Annotated in this window: 27 protein-coding genes; 8 read left to right on the top strand and 19 right to left on the bottom strand. The window is 63.9% G+C overall.

Features of this window, described 5'->3' with window-relative positions; genetic code table 11:
- Positions 1 to 7 precede the first annotated feature (7 nt).
- Entirely contained in the window at positions 8 to 760 is a 753-nt protein-coding gene (locus GQY20_RS23990; protein WP_157219683.1) for a hypothetical protein, read from the bottom strand.
- Positions 761 to 1,013: 253 nt separating this feature from the next.
- Between GQY20_RS23990 and GQY20_RS23985 the strand changes: the two genes are divergently transcribed.
- A complete protein-coding gene (locus GQY20_RS23985; RefSeq protein WP_157219682.1) occupies positions 1,014 to 1,271 on the top strand; it encodes a GlsB/YeaQ/YmgE family stress response membrane protein in 258 nt (85 codons plus the stop codon).
- Positions 1,272 to 1,360: 89 nt separating this feature from the next.
- Here GQY20_RS23985 and GQY20_RS23980 read toward each other — a convergent pair whose 3' ends face one another.
- From GQY20_RS23980 to GQY20_RS32670, 3 genes are all read right to left on the bottom strand, one after another.
- A complete protein-coding gene (locus tag GQY20_RS23980) occupies positions 1,361 to 2,110 on the bottom strand; it encodes an SDR family oxidoreductase (protein WP_157219681.1) in 750 nt (249 codons plus the stop codon).
- A gap of 329 nt (positions 2,111 to 2,439) precedes the next feature.
- Positions 2,440 to 3,849, bottom strand: coding sequence for a hypothetical protein (locus GQY20_RS23975; protein WP_232476226.1), 1,410 nt, complete (start codon positions 3,847 to 3,849; stop codon positions 2,440 to 2,442).
- A 25-nt stretch (positions 3,850 to 3,874) separates the two neighbouring features.
- Positions 3,875 to 4,279 (bottom strand): hypothetical protein, encoded by a 405-nt coding sequence (locus GQY20_RS32670; RefSeq protein WP_232476246.1) that lies wholly within the window; start codon positions 4,277 to 4,279, stop codon positions 3,875 to 3,877.
- Here GQY20_RS32670 and GQY20_RS23970 point away from each other — a divergent pair.
- The gene (locus tag GQY20_RS23970) at positions 4,160 to 4,474 is read left to right on the top strand and encodes a UrcA family protein (RefSeq protein ID WP_232476241.1); all 315 of its coding nucleotides are present in this window, start codon (positions 4,160 to 4,162) and stop codon (positions 4,472 to 4,474) included. The genes GQY20_RS32670 and GQY20_RS23970 overlap by 120 nt on opposite strands.
- A gap of 93 nt (positions 4,475 to 4,567) precedes the next feature.
- Here GQY20_RS23970 and GQY20_RS23965 read toward each other — a convergent pair whose 3' ends face one another.
- Positions 4,568 to 5,065 (bottom strand): DUF2185 domain-containing protein, encoded by a 498-nt coding sequence (locus GQY20_RS23965; protein ID WP_198351173.1) that lies wholly within the window; start codon positions 5,063 to 5,065, stop codon positions 4,568 to 4,570.
- Positions 5,066 to 5,312: 247 nt separating this feature from the next.
- Here GQY20_RS23965 and GQY20_RS23960 point away from each other — a divergent pair, with 247 nt between their 5' ends.
- Positions 5,313 to 5,615, top strand: a complete 303-nt coding sequence (locus GQY20_RS23960) for a hypothetical protein (RefSeq protein ID WP_157219679.1) — start codon at positions 5,313 to 5,315, stop codon at positions 5,613 to 5,615.
- A 74-nt stretch (positions 5,616 to 5,689) separates the two neighbouring features.
- On the opposite strand, the gene GQY20_RS23955 is transcribed toward GQY20_RS23960, so the two are convergent.
- From GQY20_RS23955 to GQY20_RS23945, 3 genes are all read right to left on the bottom strand, one after another.
- Positions 5,690 to 6,376: a L,D-transpeptidase family protein gene (locus GQY20_RS23955; RefSeq protein WP_232476225.1), complete on the bottom strand. Its 687-nt coding sequence runs from the start codon at positions 6,374 to 6,376 to the stop codon at positions 5,690 to 5,692.
- A gap of 192 nt (positions 6,377 to 6,568) precedes the next feature.
- Positions 6,569 to 6,979, bottom strand: a complete 411-nt coding sequence (locus tag GQY20_RS23950; protein ID WP_157219678.1) for a hypothetical protein — start codon at positions 6,977 to 6,979, stop codon at positions 6,569 to 6,571.
- 102 nt (positions 6,980 to 7,081) lie between these two features.
- Positions 7,082 to 8,179 (bottom strand): DUF2252 family protein, encoded by a 1,098-nt coding sequence (locus GQY20_RS23945; protein ID WP_157219677.1) that lies wholly within the window; start codon positions 8,177 to 8,179, stop codon positions 7,082 to 7,084.
- 311 nt (positions 8,180 to 8,490) lie between these two features.
- Between GQY20_RS23945 and GQY20_RS23940 the strand changes: the two genes are divergently transcribed.
- Positions 8,491 to 9,591, top strand: a complete 1,101-nt coding sequence (locus GQY20_RS23940; RefSeq protein WP_157219676.1) for a GGDEF domain-containing protein — start codon at positions 8,491 to 8,493, stop codon at positions 9,589 to 9,591.
- 64 nt (positions 9,592 to 9,655) lie between these two features.
- On the opposite strand, the gene GQY20_RS23935 is transcribed toward GQY20_RS23940, so the two are convergent.
- The 6 genes from GQY20_RS23935 to GQY20_RS23915 all read right to left on the bottom strand — a co-directional run bounded on the left by GQY20_RS23935 (position 9,656) and on the right by GQY20_RS23915 (position 13,889).
- Positions 9,656 to 9,823: a flagellar FlbD family protein gene (locus GQY20_RS23935; protein WP_157219675.1), complete on the bottom strand. Its 168-nt coding sequence runs from the start codon at positions 9,821 to 9,823 to the stop codon at positions 9,656 to 9,658.
- A 160-nt stretch (positions 9,824 to 9,983) separates the two neighbouring features.
- Entirely contained in the window at positions 9,984 to 10,865 is an 882-nt protein-coding gene (locus GQY20_RS23930; protein ID WP_198351171.1) for a TIGR03620 family F420-dependent LLM class oxidoreductase, read from the bottom strand.
- A 199-nt stretch (positions 10,866 to 11,064) separates the two neighbouring features.
- Positions 11,065 to 11,196 (bottom strand): hypothetical protein, encoded by a 132-nt coding sequence (locus tag GQY20_RS32865; protein ID WP_269769778.1) that lies wholly within the window; start codon positions 11,194 to 11,196, stop codon positions 11,065 to 11,067.
- Between the two features lie 418 nt (positions 11,197 to 11,614).
- On the bottom strand, positions 11,615 to 12,796 hold the full coding sequence (locus GQY20_RS23925) for a glycosyltransferase family 4 protein (RefSeq protein WP_157219673.1): 1,182 nt from the start codon (positions 12,794 to 12,796) through the stop codon (positions 11,615 to 11,617).
- A gap of 122 nt (positions 12,797 to 12,918) precedes the next feature.
- Positions 12,919 to 13,398, bottom strand: coding sequence for a glutathione peroxidase (locus GQY20_RS23920; RefSeq protein ID WP_157219672.1), 480 nt, complete (start codon positions 13,396 to 13,398; stop codon positions 12,919 to 12,921).
- Entirely contained in the window at positions 13,395 to 13,889 is a 495-nt protein-coding gene (locus tag GQY20_RS23915) for a MarR family winged helix-turn-helix transcriptional regulator (protein ID WP_157219671.1), read from the bottom strand. Before GQY20_RS23915 ends, GQY20_RS23920 begins: the two co-directional genes overlap by 4 nt.
- Before the next feature lie 123 nt (positions 13,890 to 14,012).
- On the opposite strand from GQY20_RS23915, the gene GQY20_RS23910 reads away from it, so the two are divergent.
- The 3 genes from GQY20_RS23910 (at position 14,013) to GQY20_RS23900 (ending at position 16,912) form a co-directional block, all read left to right on the top strand.
- Entirely contained in the window at positions 14,013 to 14,423 is a 411-nt protein-coding gene (locus tag GQY20_RS23910; RefSeq protein WP_157219670.1) for a low affinity iron permease family protein, read from the top strand.
- A gap of 45 nt (positions 14,424 to 14,468) precedes the next feature.
- Positions 14,469 to 15,728, top strand: a complete 1,260-nt coding sequence (locus GQY20_RS23905) for a flavin monoamine oxidase family protein (protein ID WP_157219669.1) — start codon at positions 14,469 to 14,471, stop codon at positions 15,726 to 15,728.
- Positions 15,729 to 15,832: 104 nt separating this feature from the next.
- Positions 15,833 to 16,912: a TauD/TfdA family dioxygenase gene (locus GQY20_RS23900; protein ID WP_157219668.1), complete on the top strand. Its 1,080-nt coding sequence runs from the start codon at positions 15,833 to 15,835 to the stop codon at positions 16,910 to 16,912.
- Positions 16,913 to 16,951: 39 nt separating this feature from the next.
- On the opposite strand, the gene GQY20_RS23895 is transcribed toward GQY20_RS23900, so the two are convergent.
- From GQY20_RS23895 to GQY20_RS23875, 5 genes are all read right to left on the bottom strand, one after another.
- On the bottom strand, positions 16,952 to 17,719 hold the full coding sequence (locus tag GQY20_RS23895) for an SDR family NAD(P)-dependent oxidoreductase (RefSeq protein WP_232476224.1): 768 nt from the start codon (positions 17,717 to 17,719) through the stop codon (positions 16,952 to 16,954).
- Complete coding sequence (locus GQY20_RS23890; RefSeq protein WP_157219666.1) at positions 17,712 to 18,449, bottom strand: hypothetical protein; 738 nt, start codon at positions 18,447 to 18,449, stop codon at positions 17,712 to 17,714. The genes GQY20_RS23895 and GQY20_RS23890 overlap by 8 nt, the downstream gene beginning before the upstream one ends.
- Before the next feature lie 104 nt (positions 18,450 to 18,553).
- On the bottom strand, positions 18,554 to 19,402 hold the full coding sequence (locus tag GQY20_RS23885; protein WP_157219665.1) for an SPFH domain-containing protein: 849 nt from the start codon (positions 19,400 to 19,402) through the stop codon (positions 18,554 to 18,556).
- Positions 19,395 to 19,628: a hypothetical protein gene (locus tag GQY20_RS23880; RefSeq protein WP_157219664.1), complete on the bottom strand. Its 234-nt coding sequence runs from the start codon at positions 19,626 to 19,628 to the stop codon at positions 19,395 to 19,397. The genes GQY20_RS23885 and GQY20_RS23880 overlap by 8 nt, the downstream gene beginning before the upstream one ends.
- A 262-nt stretch (positions 19,629 to 19,890) precedes the next feature.
- The gene (locus tag GQY20_RS23875) at positions 19,891 to 20,310 is read right to left on the bottom strand and encodes an acyl-CoA thioesterase (RefSeq protein WP_157219663.1); all 420 of its coding nucleotides are present in this window, start codon (positions 20,308 to 20,310) and stop codon (positions 19,891 to 19,893) included.
- A 306-nt stretch (positions 20,311 to 20,616) separates the two neighbouring features.
- Here GQY20_RS23875 and addA point away from each other — a divergent pair, with 306 nt between their 5' ends.
- Positions 20,617 to 24,039: a double-strand break repair helicase AddA gene (gene addA, locus GQY20_RS23870; protein WP_157219662.1), complete on the top strand. Its 3,423-nt coding sequence runs from the start codon at positions 20,617 to 20,619 to the stop codon at positions 24,037 to 24,039.
- The last annotated feature ends 35 nt before the right edge of the window (positions 24,040 to 24,074 follow it).

The following is a 24,074-nucleotide window of genomic DNA, read 5'->3' as shown; positions in this document are numbered from 1 at the left end:
CTTCGGTTCAATATCCGCCGCGCTCACGCCGATAGCGCGCCATGGTATCGTCTGCGCTCCACAACTCCTGGCGCGTGCACCCATCGGTGGCGGTTTCGCGCTGGCCGTAGCGATCATAGAAGGCGGTGCATCCGTCGGAGACCACGACCCGCCCTGCGCCGTTCCCGCTGACGAAGGCCCGGGGCGGCTGATAATAGCCCCCGTCATAGCCGGGGCGGTAGCGATCCAGGCCCTGGGCCTGACGGTAGCGCGACATCGCGTCTTCCGCATCGCCGATCTGGTCGGCGGTGCAGCGCGGCGTTGCGGAGGTGCGGCGCGTCCCCCAATCGTCGTAATAGACCCTGCAATCGCCCCCGACGCGCACCTCGCCCTGGCCGTCGCGGTCGACATTCACGGCAGGCATTTCGCCATCATAGGGCGGTGCGCCATAGCTGTCGCGATCGGTGGTTTCGGGATAAGAGCGGCCCTGCGGCGGTGGATAGCCTTGGTCGGGCGTTCGCTGCTGCTCATAGCCGTCGGTCGCCGGATTGCCGGCACCGTCCCGGCCTTGCTCGCCGTCATCATAGCCGGGCTGTCCATAGCGATCGTCCCGATCGCCCTGATTGCCGTAGCCCTCCTGGCCGTAGGGAGCGTTATTGTCCTGATCGTAGCCGCCATAGGGCTGATCGGGTACGCCCTGCGCGAGCAGCATCGTCGGCGACACCCCGATCAGGCCGGCGACGAGCGCCCCGGCGAGCGAATTTCGGAACAGGCGTGGCATGGTCTTTCTCCTCATCGGACGGCGGCCACGTTCGCGCATCGCGGCCACAGGGGATGTTCACCCTGTCAGGCAGGCGGAAGAACGCAGAGAATGCGACCGTGATCCCATGAACAGATGCCGCGCCGTCGACGAAACGAACCGGCGGCAGGGATCGCAGACCAAAAAAAGAGCCCGATGCGTTCAAACATGAACATGCTTACGGAACAGCTAAGCCCGTCATGCGTCTCGTAGGCACAGCAACGGGAGAGATAAGATGGGACTGATCCTTTGGCTCGTCATCGGCGGTGTCATCGGCTGGTTGGCGAGCATCATCATGCGCACTGATGCTCAACAGGGTATTTTCCTCAACATCGTGGTCGGTATCGTCGGCGCCTTCATCGGTGGGCTGATTTTTGCTGGCGGATCCATCAATCACGCGCCGCTGACGCTCTATTCTTTCTTCGCGTCGCTGCTGGGCGCTGTGATCCTGCTCGCGATCGTCAACCTCGTGCGGCGCGGCGCGGTGCGATAAACCTCATACAGCGCGACAAGTCGATCAAGGCGGCGTCCTGCATGATGGCAGGGCGCCGCTTTTTCGGCGATGCGACGCGGAACGCCCCTTCACACGGCTGACCAGCCCCCGGAGACCACGATTTCTTCGCCCTGCACATAGGAGCTGTCGTCCGAGGCGAGGAAGAGCACGGCCTTTGCCACCTCATCTGCGTTGCCGAAGCGGCGCAAAGGCGTCGCGGCCATGATCGATGCGGTCACCTGCTCGCGCGCTTCGCCTTCAAGCCCGCTATGGCTGTGCAACGGCGTGATGATCGATCCCGGGCTTACCGTGTTGAACCTTATGCCCTGGCCAGCGCATTCGTTGGCGAGCACGCGAACGAGAGAGCGCAGCGCGGCTTTGGTCGCCACATACATGCCGCTGCTCGGAACGCCGATGTGGATCATGGCGGACGTATTGAAGATCACGCTTGAGCCGGGGCGTAGCAGCGGCAGCGCCTTTTGCACGGTGAAGAACGCGCCTTTGACATTGACGGCGAACATCTCGTCGAATGTGGCCTCATCTATGTCGGGAATCATCACCGGCTTGAAGATGCCTGCATTGGCGAAGAGAATGTCTATCCCGCCGAAATGCGCCGCCACCGCATCCAGCATGGCCTGGCGATCCTCGCCTCGTTCGATCGAACCCCGCACGGTCAGCATATCGGCGCCATGGTCCGCCGAGAGCTGCGCCAGGACGTCGGCGTTGCGTCCGTGGACAGCGAGCCGCGCGCCTTCCGCGGCGAACAGTCGCACCGTCTCAAGCCCGATCCCGGATGTGCCCCCGGTGATCAGCGCTACCTTGCCATCCAGCTTACCCATCCGTCTCTCCGCACCGTCCGATTGCGGTCTCACCAAGGCCGGCAGCCGGGGTTAAATCAATTGGCGTCGGATTGTGGTGGGAGACGCTTCGTGGAATTTCTGCCACGACGCATGCGTCACGGGCGCATGGCGATCGGCAGGCGTGTGCGCAATGCGTGTCCGAGTACGATGCGAAGCTCGATGCCGGAGAACGGGGCAGCGGCGTGCAGCGAAGCGTGGTTGCAACTCGCCCCGGCCATGGGTCGAGGATAACCGACAGCGAGCGTCGCGGCATGAAGGCGATCCGGCGGCGCATCGGCCGTGCGGATGGCTTCACCTGCGATCCCTCTTCAGCCGATCAGCCGGGAGGCAACAGCCAGCATCGTGACGATCGCGAAGGGCAGCAGCCCCGCCGCGAAGCGCCACCGTGCGACAGTTCCGCCGCGAGCCAGCGCGGCTATGATGGATGTCCAGGCGATAGCCACGGCGGTCATCGTCCAGAAGTGATAGCGTATCTCCGATGCGACGCTGAGCGGGAGATAGCTGAAGGCATAAAGAAGGGCCGACCACAGGACGGCTCGGGCCGGATCGTTGCGATCGATGAGCGGCAACAGGAACAGCGCCCCGATGCCCAGCGCGATCCAGCAGATCGGCCAGCCGAGCGGTGTGGCGATCGTCCACTCGGCCAGCGTCCCGATCGTGGCGCGCAGCCTGCTCGGTGGGACCTGATATCCCCAATCATTCGGGTCCGAATGCAGCGAGAGACCGGGCAGAGAGGCATCGTCAGCCAGCATGAAATGCGTGTTGCGATCGAAATGGGCGAGCCGATGGCGGACATAGGCGATCGGATGGGCGATCAGCGCCTCGAGCCACCAGCGATAGGGATCGATGTGGTGCGCCTCGAAGGCGGCGCGTACCGTCGCAAAGCCGATTGGGCAGGGGGCGTCGACCCACCAGGCGTAGCTGTCCCAGGAAATGGGCGAATAGCAGTGAGCGTTGACCTCGGCTGGGCGTTCGACCGGAACCGGAGGAAACGCATCGCTTCCGGAATAGCGGCCGATGCCGCCCAGATCGTAGATGATGAGCGAAAGCTGCACCCCGCTCGGCTGCGCATGGAGCAGCCGATTGGCGATTGGCATGGCGATGACCAGCGGCACCGCTGCCGCCGCCATCGTCAAGGCAAAGCGCAACCGCGTGCGTTTCCAGCGGTCGGGAGCCAAAGTAACCAATAGCGGCAGGCAGGCGGCAACGGCGTTGAAACGCAGGGTTGCGGTCGCGATCAGGATAAGGGCCGCGCCGGTGCCGAGCCACCGATCGCCGGGCCGGCGCAGACCGATCAGCCCGGCCGCAACCAGCAGCGTGCCGGCCATCAGGCTGTCCTTGAGGATGGTGCCGACCAGGACGAACGGGATGGGAAGAAGCGCGCAGGCTGCGATGACAAGAGCCGTGCCGCTGCGCCCGCGCCGCGCGGCGGCCAGTATGAGCAGCGCGAAACCGCTCCAGTAGAGCAAGGCCTGGAGTGCCAGCATCGGCGCTGGGCCGGCGGCGATGCGGCCGAGCTGACGCCACAGCCAATTCATCGCCGGAGGATGCCAGTCGTCATATCGGCCCGACAGCGCCTGGCCATATTGTCGGATCGCATCCCAGACCATGATTCCGGGCCAGAAAGCGAGCAGTTGGACGATGGCGCCCGCCAGCAGGATCAGTCCCGCGCCGACCATCAGACGGCGATCGGCGAAGGCAGGGCGAAAATGCGTCAAGCTCATTCCAGGACCGGCGAAGGATTTATCGAATGCCTTTCTTGTCATGGAATGCAAGCGCCAGTGAATAACCTGTCATGAAGCCGCCGACGCCGGCGTCATCTTTGACGCTACGGAAAGCACGGATTTTTTTGCGTCGGTTCAATTTGTTCACTTCCATCGGCTGTGGCTTGCGCTTAGAGCGGCGCGAACAGGGTCGCTCACCAAGAGACTGTAATCGCGTGGAATCTACTTCGCGCGCGGCCTCGAAACGTGCCTGAAAGTGGGGAGAGTCTACATGCGTCGTTCCGTTCGCGCCCTTGCGGCTGCCATGATCCTTTGCAGCGCAGCTTCCGCCGTTTTTGCCCAGGAAGTTACGCAGTCCATCTCTTATCGCGATCTCGATCTCGCTACCCCGAATGGTCAGAAGCTGTTGGCCAAGCGTATCCATCGCGCGGTGCGCAGCGTCTGCGGATCGGCGGATGTGCGGGATCTCGACGCCACCCGCGATCTCAGCAACTGCAAGCGCATCGCTTACCAGGCGGCCAGCAGGAATGTCGAGGCGATGGCAGCGCGCAAGGGTACCGGCGATCGCGCCTATAGCAGCCTGGATGAATCCGCCCTGCCGCACACGCCCGCCAAGTGATCATCGGGGTGCCGCGATCAGCCTTGTGCCTCGCGGCACCGCGCAGTCGTGACGGCCGATGCTGGCCGGCCGTTCATCGGCAAAGCGATATGCTCAGCTGTCCTCCTTGCGTGGCGCCCCTATATCGACGGCTCTGAATTGGATCGAATCCGGCGCTTTTTCGAACATGCTGCCTTCCGGCGCATCGATGAACGGTGTGATCGACGGATCGAAGTTGGCGATCGTATTCACGTCGTACACGGCGTGATTGGCGGGATCGTCCATATAGTCGTCGCTCTCCACGCCTGAGAGAAAGCGCCAACCGCTGTCGAGCGGGTTGTTGGGCGCTTCGCGATACATGAACCGGACGGGCAGACCGTCGACGGTTATCTTGTCGGTCGCGATGCAGCCGCCGAAACCGACCGCCATCGGGCGAATTTGATCTGCGGACAGTTTGAAAGTCTTACGTCGCGGTTCGGACCGGGCCTTCGGCGGCTGCTCCGTCCTGCCGAGCAGGCGTTTTATCAAGGGCATGATCGTCTCCTCGTCGCCTTTGGGAGCCAAGCCTACCCCCGGCACGGGCGGGAACGTCAACGCATCGAGAGGCCGCACGAGCCTTCTGCGGGTCGGATGGGCTGCAAAATACGCTACGAACCCCAGAATAGGGCTGATTCGCGAGCGTCAACCATTAGGAAATGCACTTAAAACCAATCTGCGACGCGGCTTTCGGAGCGGCATTAACCCATTTAATTTGTTGAGGATGACGTAGCGTAAACCTGTCTCCTCGCGCGCGCGCATGTGCTGCGATGCAGCAAAAGCACTGGACATGGCAAATCGCCGTGGTTCAAGGGAACGCGCTATGGATAAAAATCGGGTCATTCTTCAGGCGATCGCGCTGCGTAGCTGTATTCAGGCGACATATAACCGCATGGCGGTGAAGCTGGCGCCGCACATCCTCTACACCCGTCACGACGAACTGTTCGTCGATGCGGTGACCGTGGAACGGGATGGCCAGCCGCCGCGCGAGCAGAAGCTGGGCACGTTCAAGCTCGCAGGGCTTGCGGTTTCGGGGATCGTGGAATGCGATTTCGCGCTGAGTGCCGACTTTGATCCTGCCGCCGACAAATATGACGGCGTGACGCTTTTCGCGGTCGATGCCTGACCGGCCGATGGTCGGACGGTCCTGCTTCGGTTCGATATGCTCGCCGCGCTTCGGCCTGGCCCGCCGATACGGTATCAGATCGCGCTGATCGCCTGCCCCTGGGAAAGCATCTCGCCATTGGTGATGATCACCTTGTCCCCCAGCTTGACCTGATCGAACATCAGCTTGGCGAAGGGGGTCGGCACGCCGATACAGCCGTGGGTCGCAAAGCCGTATTTCACGCTCGTGCCGTGGATCGATACGCCGTCGTTGGTGAGGCGCAGCATGTACGGCATCGGCGCGTCATAGAGATTGCTGTGATGATCGGCATCCTTCTGCGTGATCGGAAAGATGCCCAGCGGAGTGGGTTTTTCGTCGCCGCCATAAAGGATCACGGCGGCACCGATCTCGTAGCCGGCGCGAAAGACGGAGAGCGTCTGAGCCACGATGTCGACCGTGATTACCACCGGCCCGGCAGGGACTCCCTTGTCATCCCATATATAGTCGCCGTGCCGGAACGGCCCGTTTATCTTGAGCACGCGCTTCACGACATAGGCGGAGCTGTCTTGAGCGTTCGCCGCGATCGGCGTCGGCGGCGGAGCGGAGAGCAGCGCTTGCTGGGGGACAGCCTTGTTTTCGGGAAGGGCGGCATGGCTGATCCTCGGTGCGGGGTGCGGCACGTCGCGCGCCGGCAGGCCGCTGATGTGCAGGCCGATCGCGATCGGTGCTGCCAGCAAGGCGGCTTTGCCGCCTGCCTTCCACATCCAGTTTCTGGCTGCCATCGTGCGCGCTCCCGAAGTGGTTTACGAAGCGCTTACCCTATCTGGCGTTTGAGGCCAGAGCGGAATCCTCCCCGTCCCGCAGCGGGACGGCCTCCATGGTTAATCTTAACGGGCTGAAGATAGGCCCAATAGCCCGCAATCTTGGGTATCGGCCGTTTGAAATGCCCCCGCGCCTTCGGCGTGACCAAGCCCCTACCGGCGAAGGCGCCGCGCATTCGCTCTCGTCTTGGCGCCTACCGGTTTCCACCAGGCGAGCGAGGCCGCGATGGTGCGGTCGAGCAGCGCGAAACTCGTCATCACATCGTCCGCCAAAGCGCCCGGCAATGCATTCCAGCCCGATGTCCTTCGGGAGGCGGGGGCGAGCTTGCGCATGGCGCCGCTTCCGGCGCGTGCGAAGGTTGCGGGCTTTTCGGTGATCATCCGCTCTATTTCAGGCCAAGGCATGGCGCGCGGATCGATCAGTCCCGCGCCGATCAGCGCAAGACGCGAATTGATGACCGTCTGTGCCGCGACCAGCGTCTCGGCGACATGGCATGACAGGCGCCACGCGCCAAGGCCGGCATCCACCAGGCGGACATAGGGCGCGACAGGCTGATTCATCATTACATGCCTCCGAAAAGGAGTCGCCGCGTGCGACGGCAGCGGTAATGTTGCATTGCAGCACGCGTTGCGCCAGTCCTTTCGATAGCGTGGTTCATGCTTTCTTTACCAAGGAGTCACACTGCGTTTCTCGCGCGCCGACGGCTCGTTGCTCGATCGAAAATGGGTCCGCCAGCTTCGGAATTCGGTCTCCGTCCATCGCGCGACGCGAGCGGCGGCACTGGCCAGCCAGCGGCGCTCCATAGCCGTGAGTTCGGTCGCGATCGCATTTTGCAGCGCTTCATTCCCGGCGTGCACGGCCGCGATGTCGGCTGCCATCGCTCCAATGAGCCGATGCTTGTGACGTGGCGCGGCTTCGTCGAAATCGAGCTTGTGGCTGTTCGGCGCCAGCCGGCGTACGACGAGCTTCGCACCATAGACCAGCCTGGGGTCGGGTGAGCGCCATGGCCCGCTGGCCATTCGTTCGGCGAGACCGGGGCTGCGTCCGTCTATCCAGCAGGAAGGAAGCACCGCTTTTGCCTCCGCAACGACCGGGCCACCCCGATGCTCGCCGATGGCGATGATACGCGGCTTTCCAAGGCTGCCGACTCCCGCGCGCCGCGCAATGAAACGGATAGCGCGCGTATCACCCGGCAGGGCTGCCAGCAATGCATCGCGAACATCGTCCGTCGGCTCGACGGTCGCGGCTTTCTCGAGACGGCGCCAGAAGCGCGCACGGCCATGGCGCGTGGCGACCAGATCGGCGCGTAGCCAGCGATGATCACGCTCGAGCACGAAGGGAGCGGGGGCTGCGAGACCCTCGGCATAGCCGGCAAGTGCGGCCTTCGCTATGTCGTTGGCATCGGCGAAGCCGCTGATAACCAGGCTTGCGCACAGCCTGACGAGGTCGAGCGGCCAGGGGGTAATCGCAGCCTCGTCATAATCGTTGATCCCCCACACGAGCCGCAGATCGGCATCGCGCCACAGCCCGAAATTGCCGGCATGCGCGTCGCCGACCGACGGCACAGCGGTCGCTCCCGTCAATTCGGGGCACAGTGTCGATGCGCTCTCAGCCCAGCGCCAGCAGGTACCGCGTAGAAAAAAGAACGGGTTCTCCGCCAGCAATTCATGTTTGTAGGCGAGATCGGCTTCGACGATGCCTTCGCCCAATGCCGAACGCATGGCGGATTCGTAGCTTCGGATCGAGGAGAAGAAGTCCTGCACCGCTGATCTCTCCCGGGCGCTATCGTTTCGGGCGAGTATCGTGGATCTGGAAGATTCGCGCGAGTCTTCCGTTGCTTGGCGGAAATGCGGGCTCTGGGCGCGCGGGTTGCAATCGCTTCCGACAAAAGGATTTTCTTAAGAACCCCGGCGTAGTTACGAGCAGGTGTGCGGAGCCATGTGGGGCTGGCCGTACGGGTGGGGAAGGCGGTACAAGACCAATGGGCGATAATTTCGCCTACCTGCTGCCATTGACTATGGTCATGTTCGGCTGCGCATTCCTCGTCGTGTGGCGATGGGGAGCAAGGCCTGCGTTGTCCTGGGCCATCGGTTTCCTGTGCGGTGCGGGCGGTTTCTCGCTTTCGATGCTTTCGGGTCACGTCCCCGACGCGGTGATCGCGATCGCGAGCGATATGATCTTCAGCGTCTCCTTCTTTTTCTATGGCCAGGCTCTGGTCGATCGCCTCGGTGGGCCGGTCTTTCTGCGTTCGCGCCTCGCGATTTGCGGCCTCTCCCTGCTGCTCTCGCTCTGGTCGGTGCTGTATCTGCGCGATCTGCACGCGGAACTCGCGCTCAATGATTTCTGCTGCGGGCTGATGGCGCTTCTGCCGTTGATAGCCATGCGCAAACATCTTCACCGGGCGATCGACAAGGCGCTGTTTGCGGTTACCGCATTGGTGGTCGCGGACAGCCTCGGCCGCGCGAGCACGGTTTTGCTGACGGCGCCCGCCGATATCGACGGTTTTGCCTCCTCCGAATATGCCTTCGTGATGCAGCTCACCGCGAGCGTGTTGGCGGTGCTGTTCGCGCTGACCGCACTGGCTGCGGTCGGGCTCGACGTCGTCGCGCGCTATCGCCAGGAAGCGTCAACCGATCCGCTTTCGGCACTGCTCAACCGGCGCGGTTTCGAAGATGCGGTGGCGGGTTTCCGCGTGGGCGACCCGGCCGCAGGTAGCGTGGTCACCTGCGATATCGACCGGTTCAAGCGCATAAACGATCGGTTCGGTCATGCCGTCGGCGATCGGGTGATCATGGCGCTCGCCCAGACCATCCGCGCGGCTCTTCCGCCGGGCGGTATAGCGGCGCGTTTCGGCGGCGAGGAATTCGTCATCTATCTGCCGGCGATGGGCGCCGCCGAGGCGAAGCTGTTCGCCGATGAGGTGCGCACCGGCTTTTCCGAGCAGGATTGGGGCAGCGCCGGCATAGACGGCGTGCTGACCGCGAGCTTCGGACTCTCCGGCACCCAGGTCACGGATTTCTCGATCCATGACGCCATCGCCCGTGCGGACGAGGCCTTGTACGATGCCAAGCGTGCGGGGCGGAACCGTGTGTCGGTAAAGCTGGCGCTCATCAGTCCGGAAAGCGGGCATGCCGGCCGGGCGGAGACGAAGCGCATCACGCCCCAGGCAGGATGAGGCGATTCAGGGCATTGCGGTTGATCGCTGCGCCCCTGTGAGAAAAGGCCGCTTCGAAAGCGTCCTAACGGGTCGCCAGCTGTTCGAGCACGTTGAGATAGGGACCGCGCACCAGCCGTCTGGAGCCGTTGATCATGCGAACGACCACCGTGCCGCGATTGGGACGTACCGATTCGATCATGTCGGGATCGACCGCAACAACTTCCCCGGAAAGGGCTTTGAGCTCGATCATAGTCACCTCCCTCTGGCCGGCCGCGCCATCCGGAGGATGGTCGGTGGTTCGTATAACCCGTTTAGCTTAGGCGGGTTTCCCCAAGAGCAGGTTAATTTCGCGTCGAGTCGGGGTTTGTTGCGATCGAAATTTCGCGGCCGTGATCGGGTGTGCCGAATGATCAACCGCTCTTGGGGGCGAGGCGGGCAAGCGCGGTTTCGTCTGCTTGCGGTGAACCATCGGGGTTAAGCGCCTGGATGCAGACATGGTCTGCGCCGGCGTCCCAATGCGCTTGAATGCGCGCGCGAATCGCTGCCTCATCGCCCCACGCTATGATCTCGTCGATGAACCGATCGGATCCCTCGCCGGCCAGGTCCTCTTCGGAGAAGCCTTCGCGCACCCAATTGTTGCGATAATTGTCTAGCGGCAGATAGGTTCGTAGCATCGAGCGCGCGATCGATCTCGCCCGCTCGGGATCGGTCTCCAGGATCACCGCCTGCTCGACGCAGAGCCACTTGCCGGGGCCGATCAGAGCACGCGCCTTGGCCGTGTGCCTGGGCGTCACATTATAGGGATGGATTCCGTCCGCATCGCTTGCACCCAGTTCGATCATCTTCGGGCCGAGCGCCGCGAGCACTGTCTTGGGAACTTCCGTCGGCCGCGGAGCGACATAGGCGAGCTTTTTCATGCCCTCCAGATAGTCGCGCATGCGGGCGACGGGCTTGTTGCTGTAGGCATGTCCGCGCAATCCTTCGACCAGCGGCGCGTGGGAAACGCCGAGGCCCAGCAGAAAACGATTGCCCGATTGCTCCGCCAGGCTGAGCTGCGCGGCCGCCATCGCGATCGGATCTCGCGCGTATATATTGGCTATGCCAGTGGCAATGATCAGCTTGCTGGTGTTCGCAAGAAGCCAGGACGAGGCGACGAGGGCGTTGCGGCCGACTGCCTCCGGTATCCACAGTGCGGAATAGCCCCATTCTTCGACACGCTTTGCAAAAGCGGCGGCATCCGGCGCCGACCACGCATCAATGAAGGACCAGACCCCGAGCCGACCGATTTCCATCTGCATTCCCTCATTGCTCGACCAGGCTGAACAGCCTCGAGGGAAATAGCGTAGAGCGTCGGTCTATTGGCTGCAATCGGAAGCAGATATTGGTGTTGAGTTCTAAGATTAGCAGAGAGAAAAAGATAAAGCTCTACAGAAGTTAGGCCGCAGCTTTGCGCTGCATCCGTGTCCGTCGTGATACGACGAAGGCGGCCTATCATCCGATCGCGTAATATCCGATAATGAAAAAGAAGATCAGCGACAAAAGAAGCGAGGGAGCGAGCCAAAGTGGAACCTCGCCGGGTTCATCTACGGGTGCGGCAAATTTTCGTTCAAACACCTGAGCCATGTCATGCTCCTGTCATGAGACATCAATATTTGAACGGATGGCCTCCACATCGGTTCCGCGGATGTTCAGGGAGCATCTGGTCGCGTGGATTGAGGCCGATTGTCCCATTCGCAATCGAACCAAGTCGTTCCCCGTCCGATTTGGAACGAAGGGCCACGCCATAGGGATTTGAGCTGCGCAACGGATACGGAGTGATTTGGTGCGTCCCTGCCAGAACACCGACAAGGACGCACGGAAACTCAACGCAACGTACACTCAACGGGCCTAACGCCCCGGCCCGAAGGAAGTTTCGTCATCGCGAAAAAAATCTGTGAACGGATTTCCGCGGCTTATTTCTGAAGCTTAGGGCGTGCACTTGCGGCAGCTACGCGTCTCAAGCCATCGGGCTCCGGCGCGATTTCTGGAAGCGGACGGCGGCTCAGAACGGCCGGTGGCGCGGCGGCTTGTTGCCGCTCACCTGGCGCTGACGGATGATACGCAGATAGGCATCGACCAGAACTTGGTTCACCCGATCCCAGGCATAACGTTCGCTGGCCTCGCGTCCGGCCCGTCCTGCCGCCTGGCGTAGCGGTACATCCTCGCAATAATGGCGGATAGCCTCGGCGAAGGCTTCGATCGCGCCGGGGCGGATCAGCCGGCCGGTGAGGCCGTCCTCGACAAGGCTTTCGCTGCCGGTCGCGCGGGCAGCGACTACCGGAAGCCCGGCGGCCATCGCCTCCAGGGTCACGTTGCCGAAGGTTTCGGTGACGGAAGGATTGAACAACATGTCGGAAGAGGCCACCGCGCGGGCGAGTTCTTCCCCTTTCTGGAAGCCTAGGAAGCGTGCCTCCGGAAGCCTTTTCTCGAACCAGTCGCGTGCAGGGCCTTCGCCGACGACGAGCACGCGATGGTGGACGCGGCCGCGTTCGAGATGATCGATCACGTCGGAAAAGACGTCGAGGCCCTTCTCCATCACCAACCGCCCGACGAAGGCGACCACCGGCGTTTCATCGGAAATGCCGAGGCTGCGCCGCCATGCCAGGTCGCGCTTGACGGGGGAGAAGAGGTCGCTTTCCACGCCGCGGGACCAGATGCCGACGTCGTAGCTCATGCGCTGGTCGCGTAGCAGCTGGGCCATCGATTCGGACGGTGCGAAGATCGCGTCGCAGCGCCGATAGAGCCGCCGCAGCGCGGCTTCGATGATCGGCTCGACGAAGGCGAGGTTGTAATAGCGGAAATAGGTCTCGAAGCGGGTGTGGACGGAGGCGACCACCGGCACGCCGAGCTTGCGCGAAAGCGATACCGCGCGGTGGCCTAATATCTCTGGGCTCGCAATGTGCATCATCGTCGGCGCAAATGCCCGGATATCGCGCCGGATCGCGGGGGTGAGGCCGATCGGCGCCCGATATTCCGACCGGCCGGGGATGGGAATCGCCGGCACGCCGACTACCTTGCCGACCGACGGAAAGGCCGGCTTGTCGGTACGTGGCGAATAGATGCGAACCGCCGCTCCCTGCTTCAGCAGATAGCCGACCAACCGGTTCAGCGCCTGGTTTGCGCCGTCCCGGACATAATTATAATTGCCCGAAAAGAGGGCAACGCGCAGATCCGAGGCTTCCATCGCGCGGCTGTTAGTCGAGCGCGCGCGAAAAGGCCAACGGAAGCGGCGTGGCATGCGCGGTTGCAGAAAGATGTGGCGCCGCGACCACCTTCGACGCCGTGCAGCTTTTGGCGGTGGCGCGTTCAGAGCAGCTTTTCTATCTCGCCACGAAGCGCTTCCGGCTTGGTCGTCGGGGCGAAGCGATCGATCACTCTACCCGAGCGATCGACCAGGAACTTGGTGAAGTTCCATTTGAGTACTTCGCTTCCGAGCAGGCCTTTTGCCTGGCCTTTCAGCCATTTGTAGAGGGGATGGGTTTCCGGGCCGTTGACGTCCACCTTTGCGAACATCGGAAATTTGACGTCATAGGTAAGGCTGCAGAAATTCCGGATCTCCGCCTCGTCGCCGGGCTCCTGCTTGCCGAACTGGTTGCATGGAAAGCCGAGCACGCGCAGGCCTTTGTCGGAAAGATCCTCATGCAGCTTCTCAAGCCCGTCATATTGCGGCGTAAAGCCGCATTTGCTGGCGGTGTTGACGATCAGGAGCACGTCGCCGCGATAGCGATCGAGCGGTACCTCCTCGCCATCGATCGACTTGGCGGTGAAATCATAGGCGGTCGTCATGATCCTCGCTCTCCTTGCTCGCGTATCGCGCCGGCGATGCCGGCATGGTCTGTCAAAGTGTCGATCAAGGCGCGCACCGTGTCGCGCAGCGTAATCAGATTCTCTGGCGATCCGTTGAATCCGCGGGCCAAGGTGGCCGGCACGTCGAGCGCCGGTTCCCGCAACGCGCGGCCCGCGGCGGTGAGGTGGATCTGGACACGTCGTTCATCCTGCGGGTCGCGTTTTCGTTCGACCAGCCCAGCCTGTTCCATGCGCTTCAACAACGGGGTGAGCGTGCCGCTATCCAGATACAGCGCCTCGCCGAGCGCGCCCACGCTCCGGGGCGAATCTTCCCACAGGACGAGCATGACCAGATATTGCGGGTAGGTGAGCCCAAGCCTCGCCAGCACCGGGCGATAAAGCCGGGTGAGCAGATTAGACGCCGCATAGAGCGGAAAGCAGACCTGCCGGTCGAGCCGGAGAGGATCCTCGTCGTCCGGAATGACATCCATGCCAATCTAATAGGACACAATTATATTGTGCGCAAGTTAATATGCATCCAAGTGCCGGGCCGTTCGTTACGGCTGGCAACCGGGAGCGCTGACTCGGCCCCATTTTGATAAAGGACCTCCTCCATGGACCGGATGTTCACATGGCTGGCCAGCAGGATGGCTTCGGCGGCGGGGCAGCCGCTCGCTTTCATCATCGCCGTTGCGCTGATCGTCGTCTGGGCGGTCAGCGGCCCGTTTTTCCACTATTCCGATACGTGGCAGCTGGTGGTGAACACCTCCACCACGATCGTCACCTTCCTGATGGTTTTCCTGATCCAGAATGCGCAGAATCGTGACGGCGCAGCGATGCAGGCCAAGCTCGACGAGCTCATTCGCGCGCTGGAGGGCGCGCGTACACCGTTCATCGGCATCGAGCACCTCACCGAAAAGCAGCTGGAGGAGATACGCCATGCGCTTGAGAAGGAGTGCGATCAGGAACCGGATCCCAAGCGCAGCGGCGCGAGCGTGGTCGATCGCCTGCTTGAACGGCGCTAGCCGCACTTGCGACATCGCCAGACGCGAACGAAAGCGGAGCAGGTGATGTTCGAACGCTTCGATGTCGCGGTGATAGGGGCGGGCGCCGCCGGCATCGCAGCCGCGCGCCGGCTGCGTCGTGCCGGCCGGTCGGTGATTGTCCTCGAGGCCGGCCAGAGGATCGGCGGGCGCGCCTGCACGCTGGCGGTAGAGGGGATGGCGCTGGACATGGGATGTGGCTGGCTCCACTCGGCGGACCGCAATCCCTTCGTCGCTCTGGCGCGGGAGAATGGGTTTGCGGTGGATCGCAGCGCTTCGGCCTGGTCCGAGCAGTATCGCGATCTCGGCTTTCCGCGCGAAGATCGTCAGGCTGCGAATGCGGCATGGGATGCGCTGGAAGCGCGCCTGATACGCGATCCTCCGGCCAGCGACCGTGCATGCGATGCGGTGGAGCCCGGCAGCCGGTGGCGGCCCTTCCTCGAGGCGCTGAGCGGCTATGTCAACGGGGTCGGCCTCGACGATCTATCGGTGGCCGATTATCTGGCCTACAGCCGCGCCGCCGGCGAGCGCAATTGGCGTATTCCTGCCGGCTATGGCACGCTGATCGCATCGCTGCTGCCGACGCTGCCGCTGCATCTCTCCACGCCGGTCACCGCTATCGACATTGCGGGCTCCGGCGTGAAGCTGGCGACCCGGCGCGGCGAGATCGTCGCGAAAACGGCGATCGTGACCGTCTCGACCGTTGTGCTGGTCTCCGGCCGCATCGCCTTTCCTTCGACGATGGACGATCATCTCCATGCGGCCAGTCAATTGCCGCTGGGTCTTGCCGACAAATTGTTCTTCGCGCTGGAGGAGGGGCACGGGCTGGAACCCGAAACCCACCTGCTGGGCAATCCCGCGAGCGGCCGGACGGGAAGCCATTATCTGATGCCGTTCAGCCGGCCGGTCGTGGAATCTTTCTTCGGCGGGGAGGGCGCCGAGATGCTGGAGCGCGAAGGGCTCCATGGGGCGGCGGACTATGCCATCGACGAACTGGCGGCGCTGCTGGGGAGCCGGATCCGCGATAAGCTGCGCCTCGCGGCAGGAACCCGGTGGCGGCGCATGGACGATATAGGCGGCTCCTACAGCCACGCCATGCCCGGCTGCGCCTCCGCTCGCGCCATATTGGCAAGGCCGGTTGACGCCCGTCTGTTCTTCGCTGGCGAAGCGACGCATCCGAGCGATTTCTCGACGGCCCATGGCGCCTGGACGAGCGGCGAGCGAGCCGCCGACGAGGCGATCTCGTCGCTCGCTTCCGCACGTGTCGGCGCATCCGCGACGGATTGACCGCACCTTCCCCAGCCGAGCCAGAAACTCTTTAGGCGCGCCGCGACAAGAATGCGGCATTGACGACCCTAAAAGGCTATCATGCGCGGGAAGGAGTGATGTGCATGAACGTGATGACGGCCCTGGCCCCGGTGGAGACGGAAACCGCTTGGCGGGGTGATCGGCTCAAGGAAAGCGGGGAATGGATCTACCGGCTTTCCGATGCCCAGATCGACGAGCTGGAACGTCTCGGCAAGGAATTTCTGGCGAAGGATCCTGACCTGCGCAGCGTACAGGCAGAGGAATATCCGCTGGTCGCCTGCGCCGACGCGGTGGCCGAATGGATCAGGGACGTCGATTTCGGCCGCGGCTTCGTGCTCGTTCGCGGGCTGCGCACCGAGGAATATTCGGACGCGCTGTCGGCCGCCATTTATTATGTGCTCGGCCTGCACATGGGCGATGCCATCCGGCAGAACGAGATGGGCGACCTGATCGACCATGTCTATGCGACGTCGGACAAGACGATGGACGATCCGACCGCACTGTCGTCCAAGGTGCGCGACAAGCTCGTATATCACAGCGACAGCTCCGATATCGTGGCGCTGATGTGTCTGCGCGGCGCGCGGGCGGGCGGTGCTTCCTGCCTCGTTTCCGGAGCCCAGATCTACAATGAGATTCTCGAGCGTCGCCCGGATCTCGCTCCGCTGCTGCTCGAATCCTTCCATTGGGACTGGCGGCGGCAGGACCATAATTCCCCCGCCTACACCTATCAATCGCCGATCGTCTCGATGGTGGACGGCGTGTTCAGCATGTATGCCGGATCGCTCTACATCATCACGGCGCAGGATTATCCGGGCGTGCCCAAGCTGACCGACGACCAGCTTGAGGTGCTGCGGCTGTTCGACGAGATCACCTATGAACCCGGCATGGCGATCGAGATGGATTTCCGCCCCGGTGACATCCAGTGGTTGTCCAACTACGCCGCGCTGCACGCGCGCACCGAATTCTTCGACTGGCCCGAGCCGCAGCGCAAGCGCCATCTGCTGCGTCTCTGGCTGAGCAGCAAGTCGGATCGCCCGGTCGTGCCGGGCTTCGGCAAGAACAGCGTCGTGCAGCACCGTATCGCGCCGCGTGACGGCAAGGCCGAGCATCCCGATGCCCGCTTCCACATCCGCGAGATTGCGGTGCCGCGGCTGATTTCCTGAGCATGTTACCGGTCCCGCCATCGCGGCGGGCCGGACGTCTCATCGGCACATGACGGCGCCGTCGATGAACATGGTATCGCCCGAAATATAGGCGCCGTCCGGCGAACAGAGGAACGCGACGGCCTTCGCGATGTCCTCGGCGGTGCCCATCGCGCCGGCAGGAATACCGGCGACGACGGCTGCGCGCGTGGCGTCGTCGCCGAGGAATGCGTTGAGCTGCGGCGTGTCGATGAAACCCGGGCAGACCGCATTTACGCGGATGCCATGCGCTGCATAATCCTTGGCGGCGGCCTTGGTCAGGCCGAGCACGCCATGTTTGGCGGCGGTGTAATGCGGCAGGCCGGGTGCTGCCATCACGCCCGCTCCCGAGCAGTTGTTGACGATCGCTCCGCCGCAACCGGCGTTCAGCATGGCGACGATCTCATGCTTCATGCACAGGAAGACGGAGGTGAGATTGGTGGCGATCACCTCGTTCCAATCCTCGATCGACTGTTCGTGGAACAGCGCGTCCCGTCCGGTCATGCCGGCATTGTTGAACGCACAGTCGATCCGGCCGAACAGCTCCAGCGTGCGCACGACCATCGCCTCGATCTGGTCGGGTTGCTCCATGTCGGCGGGGATCAGTTCGGCCGTGCCGCCGGCCGCGCGGATGCGTTCCACCGTCTCTGCGCCCCGTTCGAGGTTGCGCGCGGCGACGGCAACCGCCGCGCCCCGCGCTGCGAAGAGTTCGGCCGTCGCGCGGCCGATCCCGCTGCTCGCACCGGTGACGAGCGCCACCTTGCCCGAAAAGACCCCCACATCAGCCACGATAAAGCTCGATCTCATGCTTGGGATCGGCCCAGCCGCCCGGCCGATAGGCGCTGGTGATCATCACCGAGCCGCGTTCGAGGTCCAGGAAACGGGCGACGTTCGCCATCTCCCGCGCGTAATTGGCCTTGTAGACCGCCTCGTCGCCATTGGCCTTCCAGAAGACCAGCGGATCGGTGAGCGCTTCGATCGGATAGCATTCCTCGACGATGCCGTTCCACATCGGCGCGCCGGGCGTCAGCACGCGCACGACGATGTTCTGGCAATAATAGAAGGTGTCCTGGGTTTCGACGCCGACCCGCGTCTGATCGCGCATCCACATTTCCAGGAAGCCGTCATAGGTGACGGCGGGCAGCTTGAAGAGGAAGGCGATCTGGGAGAAGCCGCGCACCCGTCCGTCCGATCCGGAAGGTCGGTCGTTCGGCACGACCGTCGATTCCGCGACCTGATAGCCTGCGAACCGCGGCGCTGCACCTTCCAGCACCGCCTCGAACGGAGCGCGGGCGTGTGCCGCATTGAGCCAGAAGGAGACGAGGGCCGAGGGCGCCGGCTTGACCGGCTCGAACCGCAGCGCCGCACCATCCGCCACCGCGTCGTCGACGATGTTGAACTGAAGCCGCTGTGCGCCGAGCTTCGCCAACTGCTCGCCGACCGGCCCGCGCAGGCGATCGTTGAACGCCGCGTCGCTTTCCGCTGGATCCTTCCAGAGGACGTAGATCAGCTTTTCCATGGCCCCTCATACCCGATTTTGCGGTGGTTCTGGGGTGGCCGAAAAAGCCTGTCAATCGAGGGATCCGGCCAAGCGTCGCCATCGCTTGGCCGGAAAGATCGGCCTTACCGTTCGCTGATGAAGGGCAGGCTTGCGCCTGTGCCGGCCATGTAGGTCGGCATATGGCCGTCCCATTTCTCGATCACCCGCTGGCGTAGAATCTCCGGGTTGGCGCGCAACGCGTCGCCCTCGATCTGAGATGCGCGTGCCTTGCCTTCGGCCTGGGCGATCAGCGCGTCGGCATTGGCTTTCACCGTCGCGACGTTCGCCTGTGCGGCCAGCGCCGCCTGCTCGTTGGCGATCTTGGTGTTGATCTGGCCGAGCACCTGGTCGGGCACGCGGATATTGCTGGCCCAATAGAGTTGCTCGACATGCAGGCCGAACGGTTCGAAATAGCGCGAGACGTCCTGCCATGCCCGGCCAATCAGCTGCGCCTTTTTCGGACCATAAATCTCCTCCACGCCGAGATTGGAGGCTTCCTCGACAAGCGCGCTGCGCACGGCATTACGTAAGGGGCCGGCTACGATTCCGGTCATGTCCGTCCGGTATTTCTGGAACAATATCGGTGCCTTCACCGGATCGACCCGATAGGCGACCGACACGTCGGCCGACAGGTTGAGCCCGTTGCGGTCCTGGAAACCGAAGCTTTCGTCCGATTGTGTCTGCTCTTCCCGGTTGGCTGTCCAGGCGTAGGTCGAAGTATAGATCGGATATTCGTAAATATTGGTTCCGACGGGCGTGAAGTACCAGCCTACGCCGAGCGCACGATCCGATACGCCGGCCGCACTTCCGAAGTTGTTCACCTTGATGCCGACATGGCCCGGCTCGACGCGGCTGCACGAAGTAAGCGGCGCCAGGATGAGCAGCGGTATCAGGAGAGTGGGAAAGAAAGCGTATTTGACGATCCTATTCATTTTTATCGTCCGCAAGAAGGGTGATGAGTTCGCGCGAGAGCGCACTTCCCCACAGAAAACCGCCGCCGATCGCCACGATCGCAAGGATTGCGGCGCCCGCGTCGGCAAGGTCGCTGTGAAGATTGAACAAGGTCGGTATAACGAACAGCAGGCTGCCCACTTCGCAAAGCAGAAGCGCGCAACATCTGAGCCCGAAGCCGACGAGCCACAGATCCAGCAATTTCATGGGTATATATAGTGCCCCGATGCTCCCTTATGTGCGGGAGCTGCAGCACATCGATTGACGTGCCGGTGCTATATACACGTGATCAAGTGTCTGATTTCATTAAATTCGCAGGAAGATGCCAATATTTATTTTATGGGGAGGCATGGTTATTTGCGAATGACACTGAATTGCGATCGACACCGATGCTGCGAGGGCATGTCAAGCCGCCATAGATGGTGTCGAGCTGCCGAATCGGCCCTACCTGTGGACGTACAATGGCGGCTCAGCGTTTGCTGGCCTCCAGTCGTGCGACGGTAGTGGGAGACAGGGGCGTCGATTTACGTGTCATGTCGTCCATAAGGACGAGCACGGACTCGGACGTGGCGACGCAGGCGTCCCCCTGGAAGAGCGCCTGCTCGATCCGGAACGAGGACCGGCCAACCGAAAGCACGCGCGTGCCGATACCGATCTCGCCCGGCCAGTGCATCTCCTTGCGATAGTCGAGCTCCAGCCGGACGATGACGAAGGAGGTGCCCGGATCGGCCATGGGCGCGGCGGGGTCGTAGAACAGGTCGACCCGGCCGGCCTCAAGCAAGGTCACGAACACGGTATTGTTCACATGGCCCTGGCGGTCGGTATCCGAATAACGCAGCTTCATCGATGTCCGGACAGGAAATTCGTCGATGCGGATCGCGTCGGTCATCGGCTGGCCTCGTTCGCCGTGGGTGTGCATGCCGTCTATGCGACGGCCGCCAGGCGCGTCTAGATGGTGATCGCCCGACGATCAGAGCACGTCGCCGAACATCAGCCACAGCAGGACGAACCAGGCGAAGAGGCCGAGCACGGCGATGAACCAGCCGGATCGAGCGGCAATCCGGTCCCAGATCGCCCTCATTCGCCCTTTTGCTCCTCCTGATTCCGATGGTTCAGATGCCGGACCGGTAGGCCAAGCGCAACCCGCCGGGCATGTGCCCCTTGCCGCACGAGGCAAAGCAGGCGAGGGAGGGGCATGCCGCTATCTCCGCTGATCCCGCTCCAGGGCGAGCAGCTTGCCGCCTCCGGCCCGCGCGAGAATGTCTGGCTGTCCGCGTCGGCCGGTACCGGCAAGACCCATGTTCTCACCGCACGCGTCCTGCGGCTGCTGGTCAATGGCGCCGATCCTTCCTCCATTTTGTGCCTGACCTTCACCAAGGCGGGTGCCGCCGAAATGGCGGATCGCATCCATGCGCGGCTGGCCTATTGGGTGCGCCTGCCCGATCGAGACCTGCGCAAGGAATTGCGCGCACTCGGCGAAGCGCATGACGATGCAGCGGTCGCCCACGCCCGCACCCTCTTCGCGCGCGTTCTCGATGCGGCTGGCGGCGGCCTCAGGATCCAGACGATCCATGCCTTCTGCCAGACGCTGCTCGCCGGCTTTCCGATCGAGGCGGGGCTGGTGCCGGGTTTCCGTCCGCTCGAAGGCCGCGAGGAGGCGACGCTGCGTCGCGCAACCCTGGCGGATCTGCTGGTTCAGGCGGAAAGCGGCGGTGATCTCGGGTTGATCGACGACGTGCGTACGCTCAGCCGCCGCCTCGGCGAAACCGAGGCGGAGAGCTTCCTGTTCGCGGCCGCGCGCGCGCCGGACGCGCTGGAGACGCTCGGCCCGCGTCAGGCGATCGAACCGCGCCTGCGGCGTGCGCTCGACGTGCCGGCCGGCGATGTCGCGGAGCTGCTCGCTGCGGCTTGCGCGGACGATGCGTTCGACATGGCGACGCTTCGCCTGATCGCGTCCGCCAATGCGCAATGGGGCACGGCGACCGGCCTGTCCCGCGCCGATCTGATCGCCCGCTGGCAGACACTCGCACCCAGCGACCGGGCGGAGATGCTGGATGCGATCCACCAACTCGCCGTCACCGGAAAAGGCGAATTGCGCAAGATCGAGAAAGGGCTGGAGAAGATCGCGCCCGATTATGGCGGGGCGATCGCGCGCCTCGCGGATCGGTGCGGCGCGCTGATCGAGCTGCGCACCAAGGCCGCGCTCGCTGCGCTACTCGCGGCCGGGCTGCGCGCCGGACAGGCCTATGCCCGCGCCTGGACGGATGCCAAGCGTGCTGCCGGCGCGGTCGATTTCGACGATCTCATCCGCTCGGCCGTGGCGCTGCTGGAACAGGACGGCATGGGCGATTGGGTCCGTTACAAGCTGGACCAGGCGACCGACCATATTCTGGTCGACGAGGCGCAGGACACCAATGTGCAGCAATGGAAGATCGTCGCTGCGCTGGCAGGCGAATTCTTCGCCGGAGAGGGCGCGCGCTCCCCGCTGTTGCGCCGGACGATCTTCACCGTGGGAGACTTCAAGCAGGCCATTTTCGGCTTTCAGGGCACGAGCCCGGATGCCTTCGTGGCGGCACGGCACATTTTCGGCCTGCATGCCGATGCGGCCGGCTACCCCTTTGCGGAACTGTCGCTGGATCGCAGCTTCCGATCGACGCCGCCCATCCTGGCGCTGGTCGATCGGCTGCTCGACGATCTCGGCCATGACGCGCTCGGCCTCGATCGTGCCGCCCCGCCGCACCTCAGCGCCAGGCGCGGCCGCGGCAGCGTTCGTCTCTGGCGTCCTTTCTTCCAGCGTGCCGATGAGGAAGAGGGCGACGAGGGCGAGGAAGGCTGGATCGACGATGCGACCCGCGCCTTCGCCTCGCGCCTTGCCGAGCAGATTGCGGCATGGCTGGGCAAGGATCCCCTGTTCCTGGCGACGCGGGGCCGGCATTTGCGGCCGGAGGATGTGCTGATCCTGGTGCGCAAGCGGACCGATCTCGCATCGCTGCTGGTCGCGCGGCTGCATGCCGAGGGGGTGCCGGTGGCCGGCGTCGATCGGTTGCGTCTCGCCGCGCCGCTCGCGATCAAGGATCTGCTGGCCGCGATCCGTTTCGTGCTGCAGCCGGAGGACGATCTCAACCTGGCCGGATTGCTGGTCTCACCCTTGTTCGGCCTGTCGCAGAATGCGCTCTACGCGCTGGGTCACGGCCGCAGCGGCTCGCTGTTCCGCAGCCTTCTCGCCAATCCCGGCCATGCCGGCGATGCCGCCATCTTGACGCGCCTGCTGGATCAGGCGGACTTCACCACGCCCTATCGCTTCCTGGAGGACATGCTGTCCGGTCCGTTGGACGGGCGGCGCAAGCTGCTGCGCCGGCTGGGCCAGGAGGCGCGCGATCCGATCGAGGAGCTGCTCAACGCCGCGCTGGCCTTCGAAAGCGATTCCACGCCGTCGCTGCAGCGTTTCCTCGATTGGTTCGATCGCGGCGATGTCGAGATCACGCGCGATCCTTCGGCGCCGCTGGATGCCGTGCGGGTGATGACCGTGCATGGATCGAAGGGGCTGCAGGCGCCGCTGGTGATCCTGGCCGACGCCACCGTCGATCCCGACAACAGCCGCCGCTCGGCACTGGAATGGGAATTGGAGGAGGGGGCGCCGGCCGTGCCGGTCTTCCGTCCGCGCAAGGACGAACTGCTCGGCAGCCTCGCACGCGATGCCGAGGCATCCGCGCGGCGCGACCGGCAGGAGCATTGGCGCCTGCTCTATGTGGCGCTGACCAGGGCGGAAGAGCATCTGGTCGTCGCCGGCGCGCTCGGCCCGCGTGCGGCGAAAAAGGGCGAGGCGCCCGAGCAGAGCTGGCATGCGGCTGTCGAGCGCGCCCTTTCGGCGCTTGGCAGTGAATGGGTGGAAGAGGCCTCCTGGGGTGCGGAGCGACGCCACGAGGGCGGCGAGGCGTCGGGACTGCCGACGCTTCGCACCGCGCGCGCTGTGCGTGCGGCAGTGGCGTCGCCCGAGCCCGAGTGGCTGCGCGCGCTGGCGCCCAGGGAGGCACGGCCGCCGCGGCCGCTGGCGCCCTCGGCACCGGCGGACGACGACAGCGCCTATCCTCCGCCCAATGCCCGGATGCTGGAGGCGGCGGAACGGGGGCGGCTCCTTCATGCCTTGTTCGAGCGGTTGCCGGCGGTGGCGGCGGAGCAGCGGGAGGCCCATGCCGATCGCTGGCTGCGGCTCTCCGCCGGTGTTGCCGACGAGGCTCTGCGCCGATCGTTGATCGCTTCGGCCTCGGCGATCGTCGATCATCCGGATTTTCGCGATCTGTTCGGTCCCGACGCGCTGGCGGAGGCGCCCATCGCGGCGATCGTGGCGCAGGATGTGGTCGCCGGCACGGTCGACCGGCTGCTCGTCGGCGAGGAGCGGATCCGGGTCGTTGATTTCAAGACGGGGCGCCGCGTTCCGGCCGACGCCATGGAGGTGCCGGCCGCACATCTGCGCCAGATGGCGGCCTATGCGGCGGCGCTGGCAGTGATATTCCCCGGGAAGCCGGTCGACGCTGCGCTGCTCTACACGGCCGGGCCGGTGCTGATTCCGTTGCCGGACGTCCTGCTGGCGCCGCACAAGCCGGGCTTCTTGCCCTAGCAGCAAAATCTCTCGCTCGGGCGTTGAAGAAGCGG

This window comes from Flavisphingomonas formosensis (assembly GCF_009755815.1).
In the GTDB taxonomy this organism is placed as follows: Bacteria; Pseudomonadota; Alphaproteobacteria; order Sphingomonadales; family Sphingomonadaceae; genus Flavisphingomonas; species Flavisphingomonas formosensis.
This window is presented reverse-complemented; position numbering and strand designations above follow the sequence as displayed.

Excerpts from the sequence above, each read along its gene's own strand:
- GQY20_RS23990 (WP_157219683.1), bottom strand. The coding sequence starts at position 760 with ATGCCACGCCTGTTCCGAAATTCGCTCGCCGGGGCGCTCGTCGCCGGC.
- GQY20_RS23985 (WP_157219682.1), top strand. The coding sequence starts at position 1,014 with ATGGGACTGATCCTTTGGCTCGTCATCGGCGGTGTCATCGGCTGGTTG.
- GQY20_RS23980 (WP_157219681.1), bottom strand. The coding sequence starts at position 2,110 with ATGGGTAAGCTGGATGGCAAGGTAGCGCTGATCACCGGGGGCACATCC.
- GQY20_RS23970 (WP_232476241.1), top strand. The coding sequence starts at position 4,160 with ATGATCCTTTGCAGCGCAGCTTCCGCCGTTTTTGCCCAGGAAGTTACG.
- GQY20_RS32670 (WP_232476246.1), bottom strand. The coding sequence starts at position 4,279 with ATGGATACGCTTGGCCAACAGCTTCTGACCATTCGGGGTAGCGAGATC.
- GQY20_RS23960 (WP_157219679.1), top strand. The coding sequence starts at position 5,313 with ATGGATAAAAATCGGGTCATTCTTCAGGCGATCGCGCTGCGTAGCTGT.
- GQY20_RS23955 (WP_232476225.1), bottom strand. The coding sequence starts at position 6,376 with ATGGCAGCCAGAAACTGGATGTGGAAGGCAGGCGGCAAAGCCGCCTTG.
- GQY20_RS23950 (WP_157219678.1), bottom strand. The coding sequence starts at position 6,979 with ATGATGAATCAGCCTGTCGCGCCCTATGTCCGCCTGGTGGATGCCGGC.
- GQY20_RS23935 (WP_157219675.1), bottom strand. The coding sequence starts at position 9,823 with ATGATCGAGCTCAAAGCCCTTTCCGGGGAAGTTGTTGCGGTCGATCCC.
- GQY20_RS23930 (WP_198351171.1), bottom strand. The coding sequence starts at position 10,865 with ATGGAAATCGGTCGGCTCGGGGTCTGGTCCTTCATTGATGCGTGGTCG.
- GQY20_RS32865 (WP_269769778.1), bottom strand. The coding sequence starts at position 11,196 with ATGGCTCAGGTGTTTGAACGAAAATTTGCCGCACCCGTAGATGAACCC.
- GQY20_RS23925 (WP_157219673.1), bottom strand. The coding sequence starts at position 12,796 with ATGGAAGCCTCGGATCTGCGCGTTGCCCTCTTTTCGGGCAATTATAAT.
- GQY20_RS23920 (WP_157219672.1), bottom strand. The coding sequence starts at position 13,398 with ATGACGACCGCCTATGATTTCACCGCCAAGTCGATCGATGGCGAGGAG.
- GQY20_RS23915 (WP_157219671.1), bottom strand. The coding sequence starts at position 13,889 with ATGGATGTCATTCCGGACGACGAGGATCCTCTCCGGCTCGACCGGCAG.
- GQY20_RS23910 (WP_157219670.1), top strand. The coding sequence starts at position 14,013 with ATGGACCGGATGTTCACATGGCTGGCCAGCAGGATGGCTTCGGCGGCG.
- GQY20_RS23905 (WP_157219669.1), top strand. The coding sequence starts at position 14,469 with ATGTTCGAACGCTTCGATGTCGCGGTGATAGGGGCGGGCGCCGCCGGC.
- GQY20_RS23900 (WP_157219668.1), top strand. The coding sequence starts at position 15,833 with ATGAACGTGATGACGGCCCTGGCCCCGGTGGAGACGGAAACCGCTTGG.
- GQY20_RS23890 (WP_157219666.1), bottom strand. The coding sequence starts at position 18,449 with ATGGAAAAGCTGATCTACGTCCTCTGGAAGGATCCAGCGGAAAGCGAC.
- GQY20_RS23885 (WP_157219665.1), bottom strand. The coding sequence starts at position 19,402 with ATGAATAGGATCGTCAAATACGCTTTCTTTCCCACTCTCCTGATACCG.
- GQY20_RS23880 (WP_157219664.1), bottom strand. The coding sequence starts at position 19,628 with ATGAAATTGCTGGATCTGTGGCTCGTCGGCTTCGGGCTCAGATGTTGC.
- GQY20_RS23875 (WP_157219663.1), bottom strand. The coding sequence starts at position 20,310 with ATGACCGACGCGATCCGCATCGACGAATTTCCTGTCCGGACATCGATG.
- addA (WP_157219662.1), top strand. The coding sequence starts at position 20,617 with ATGCCGCTATCTCCGCTGATCCCGCTCCAGGGCGAGCAGCTTGCCGCC.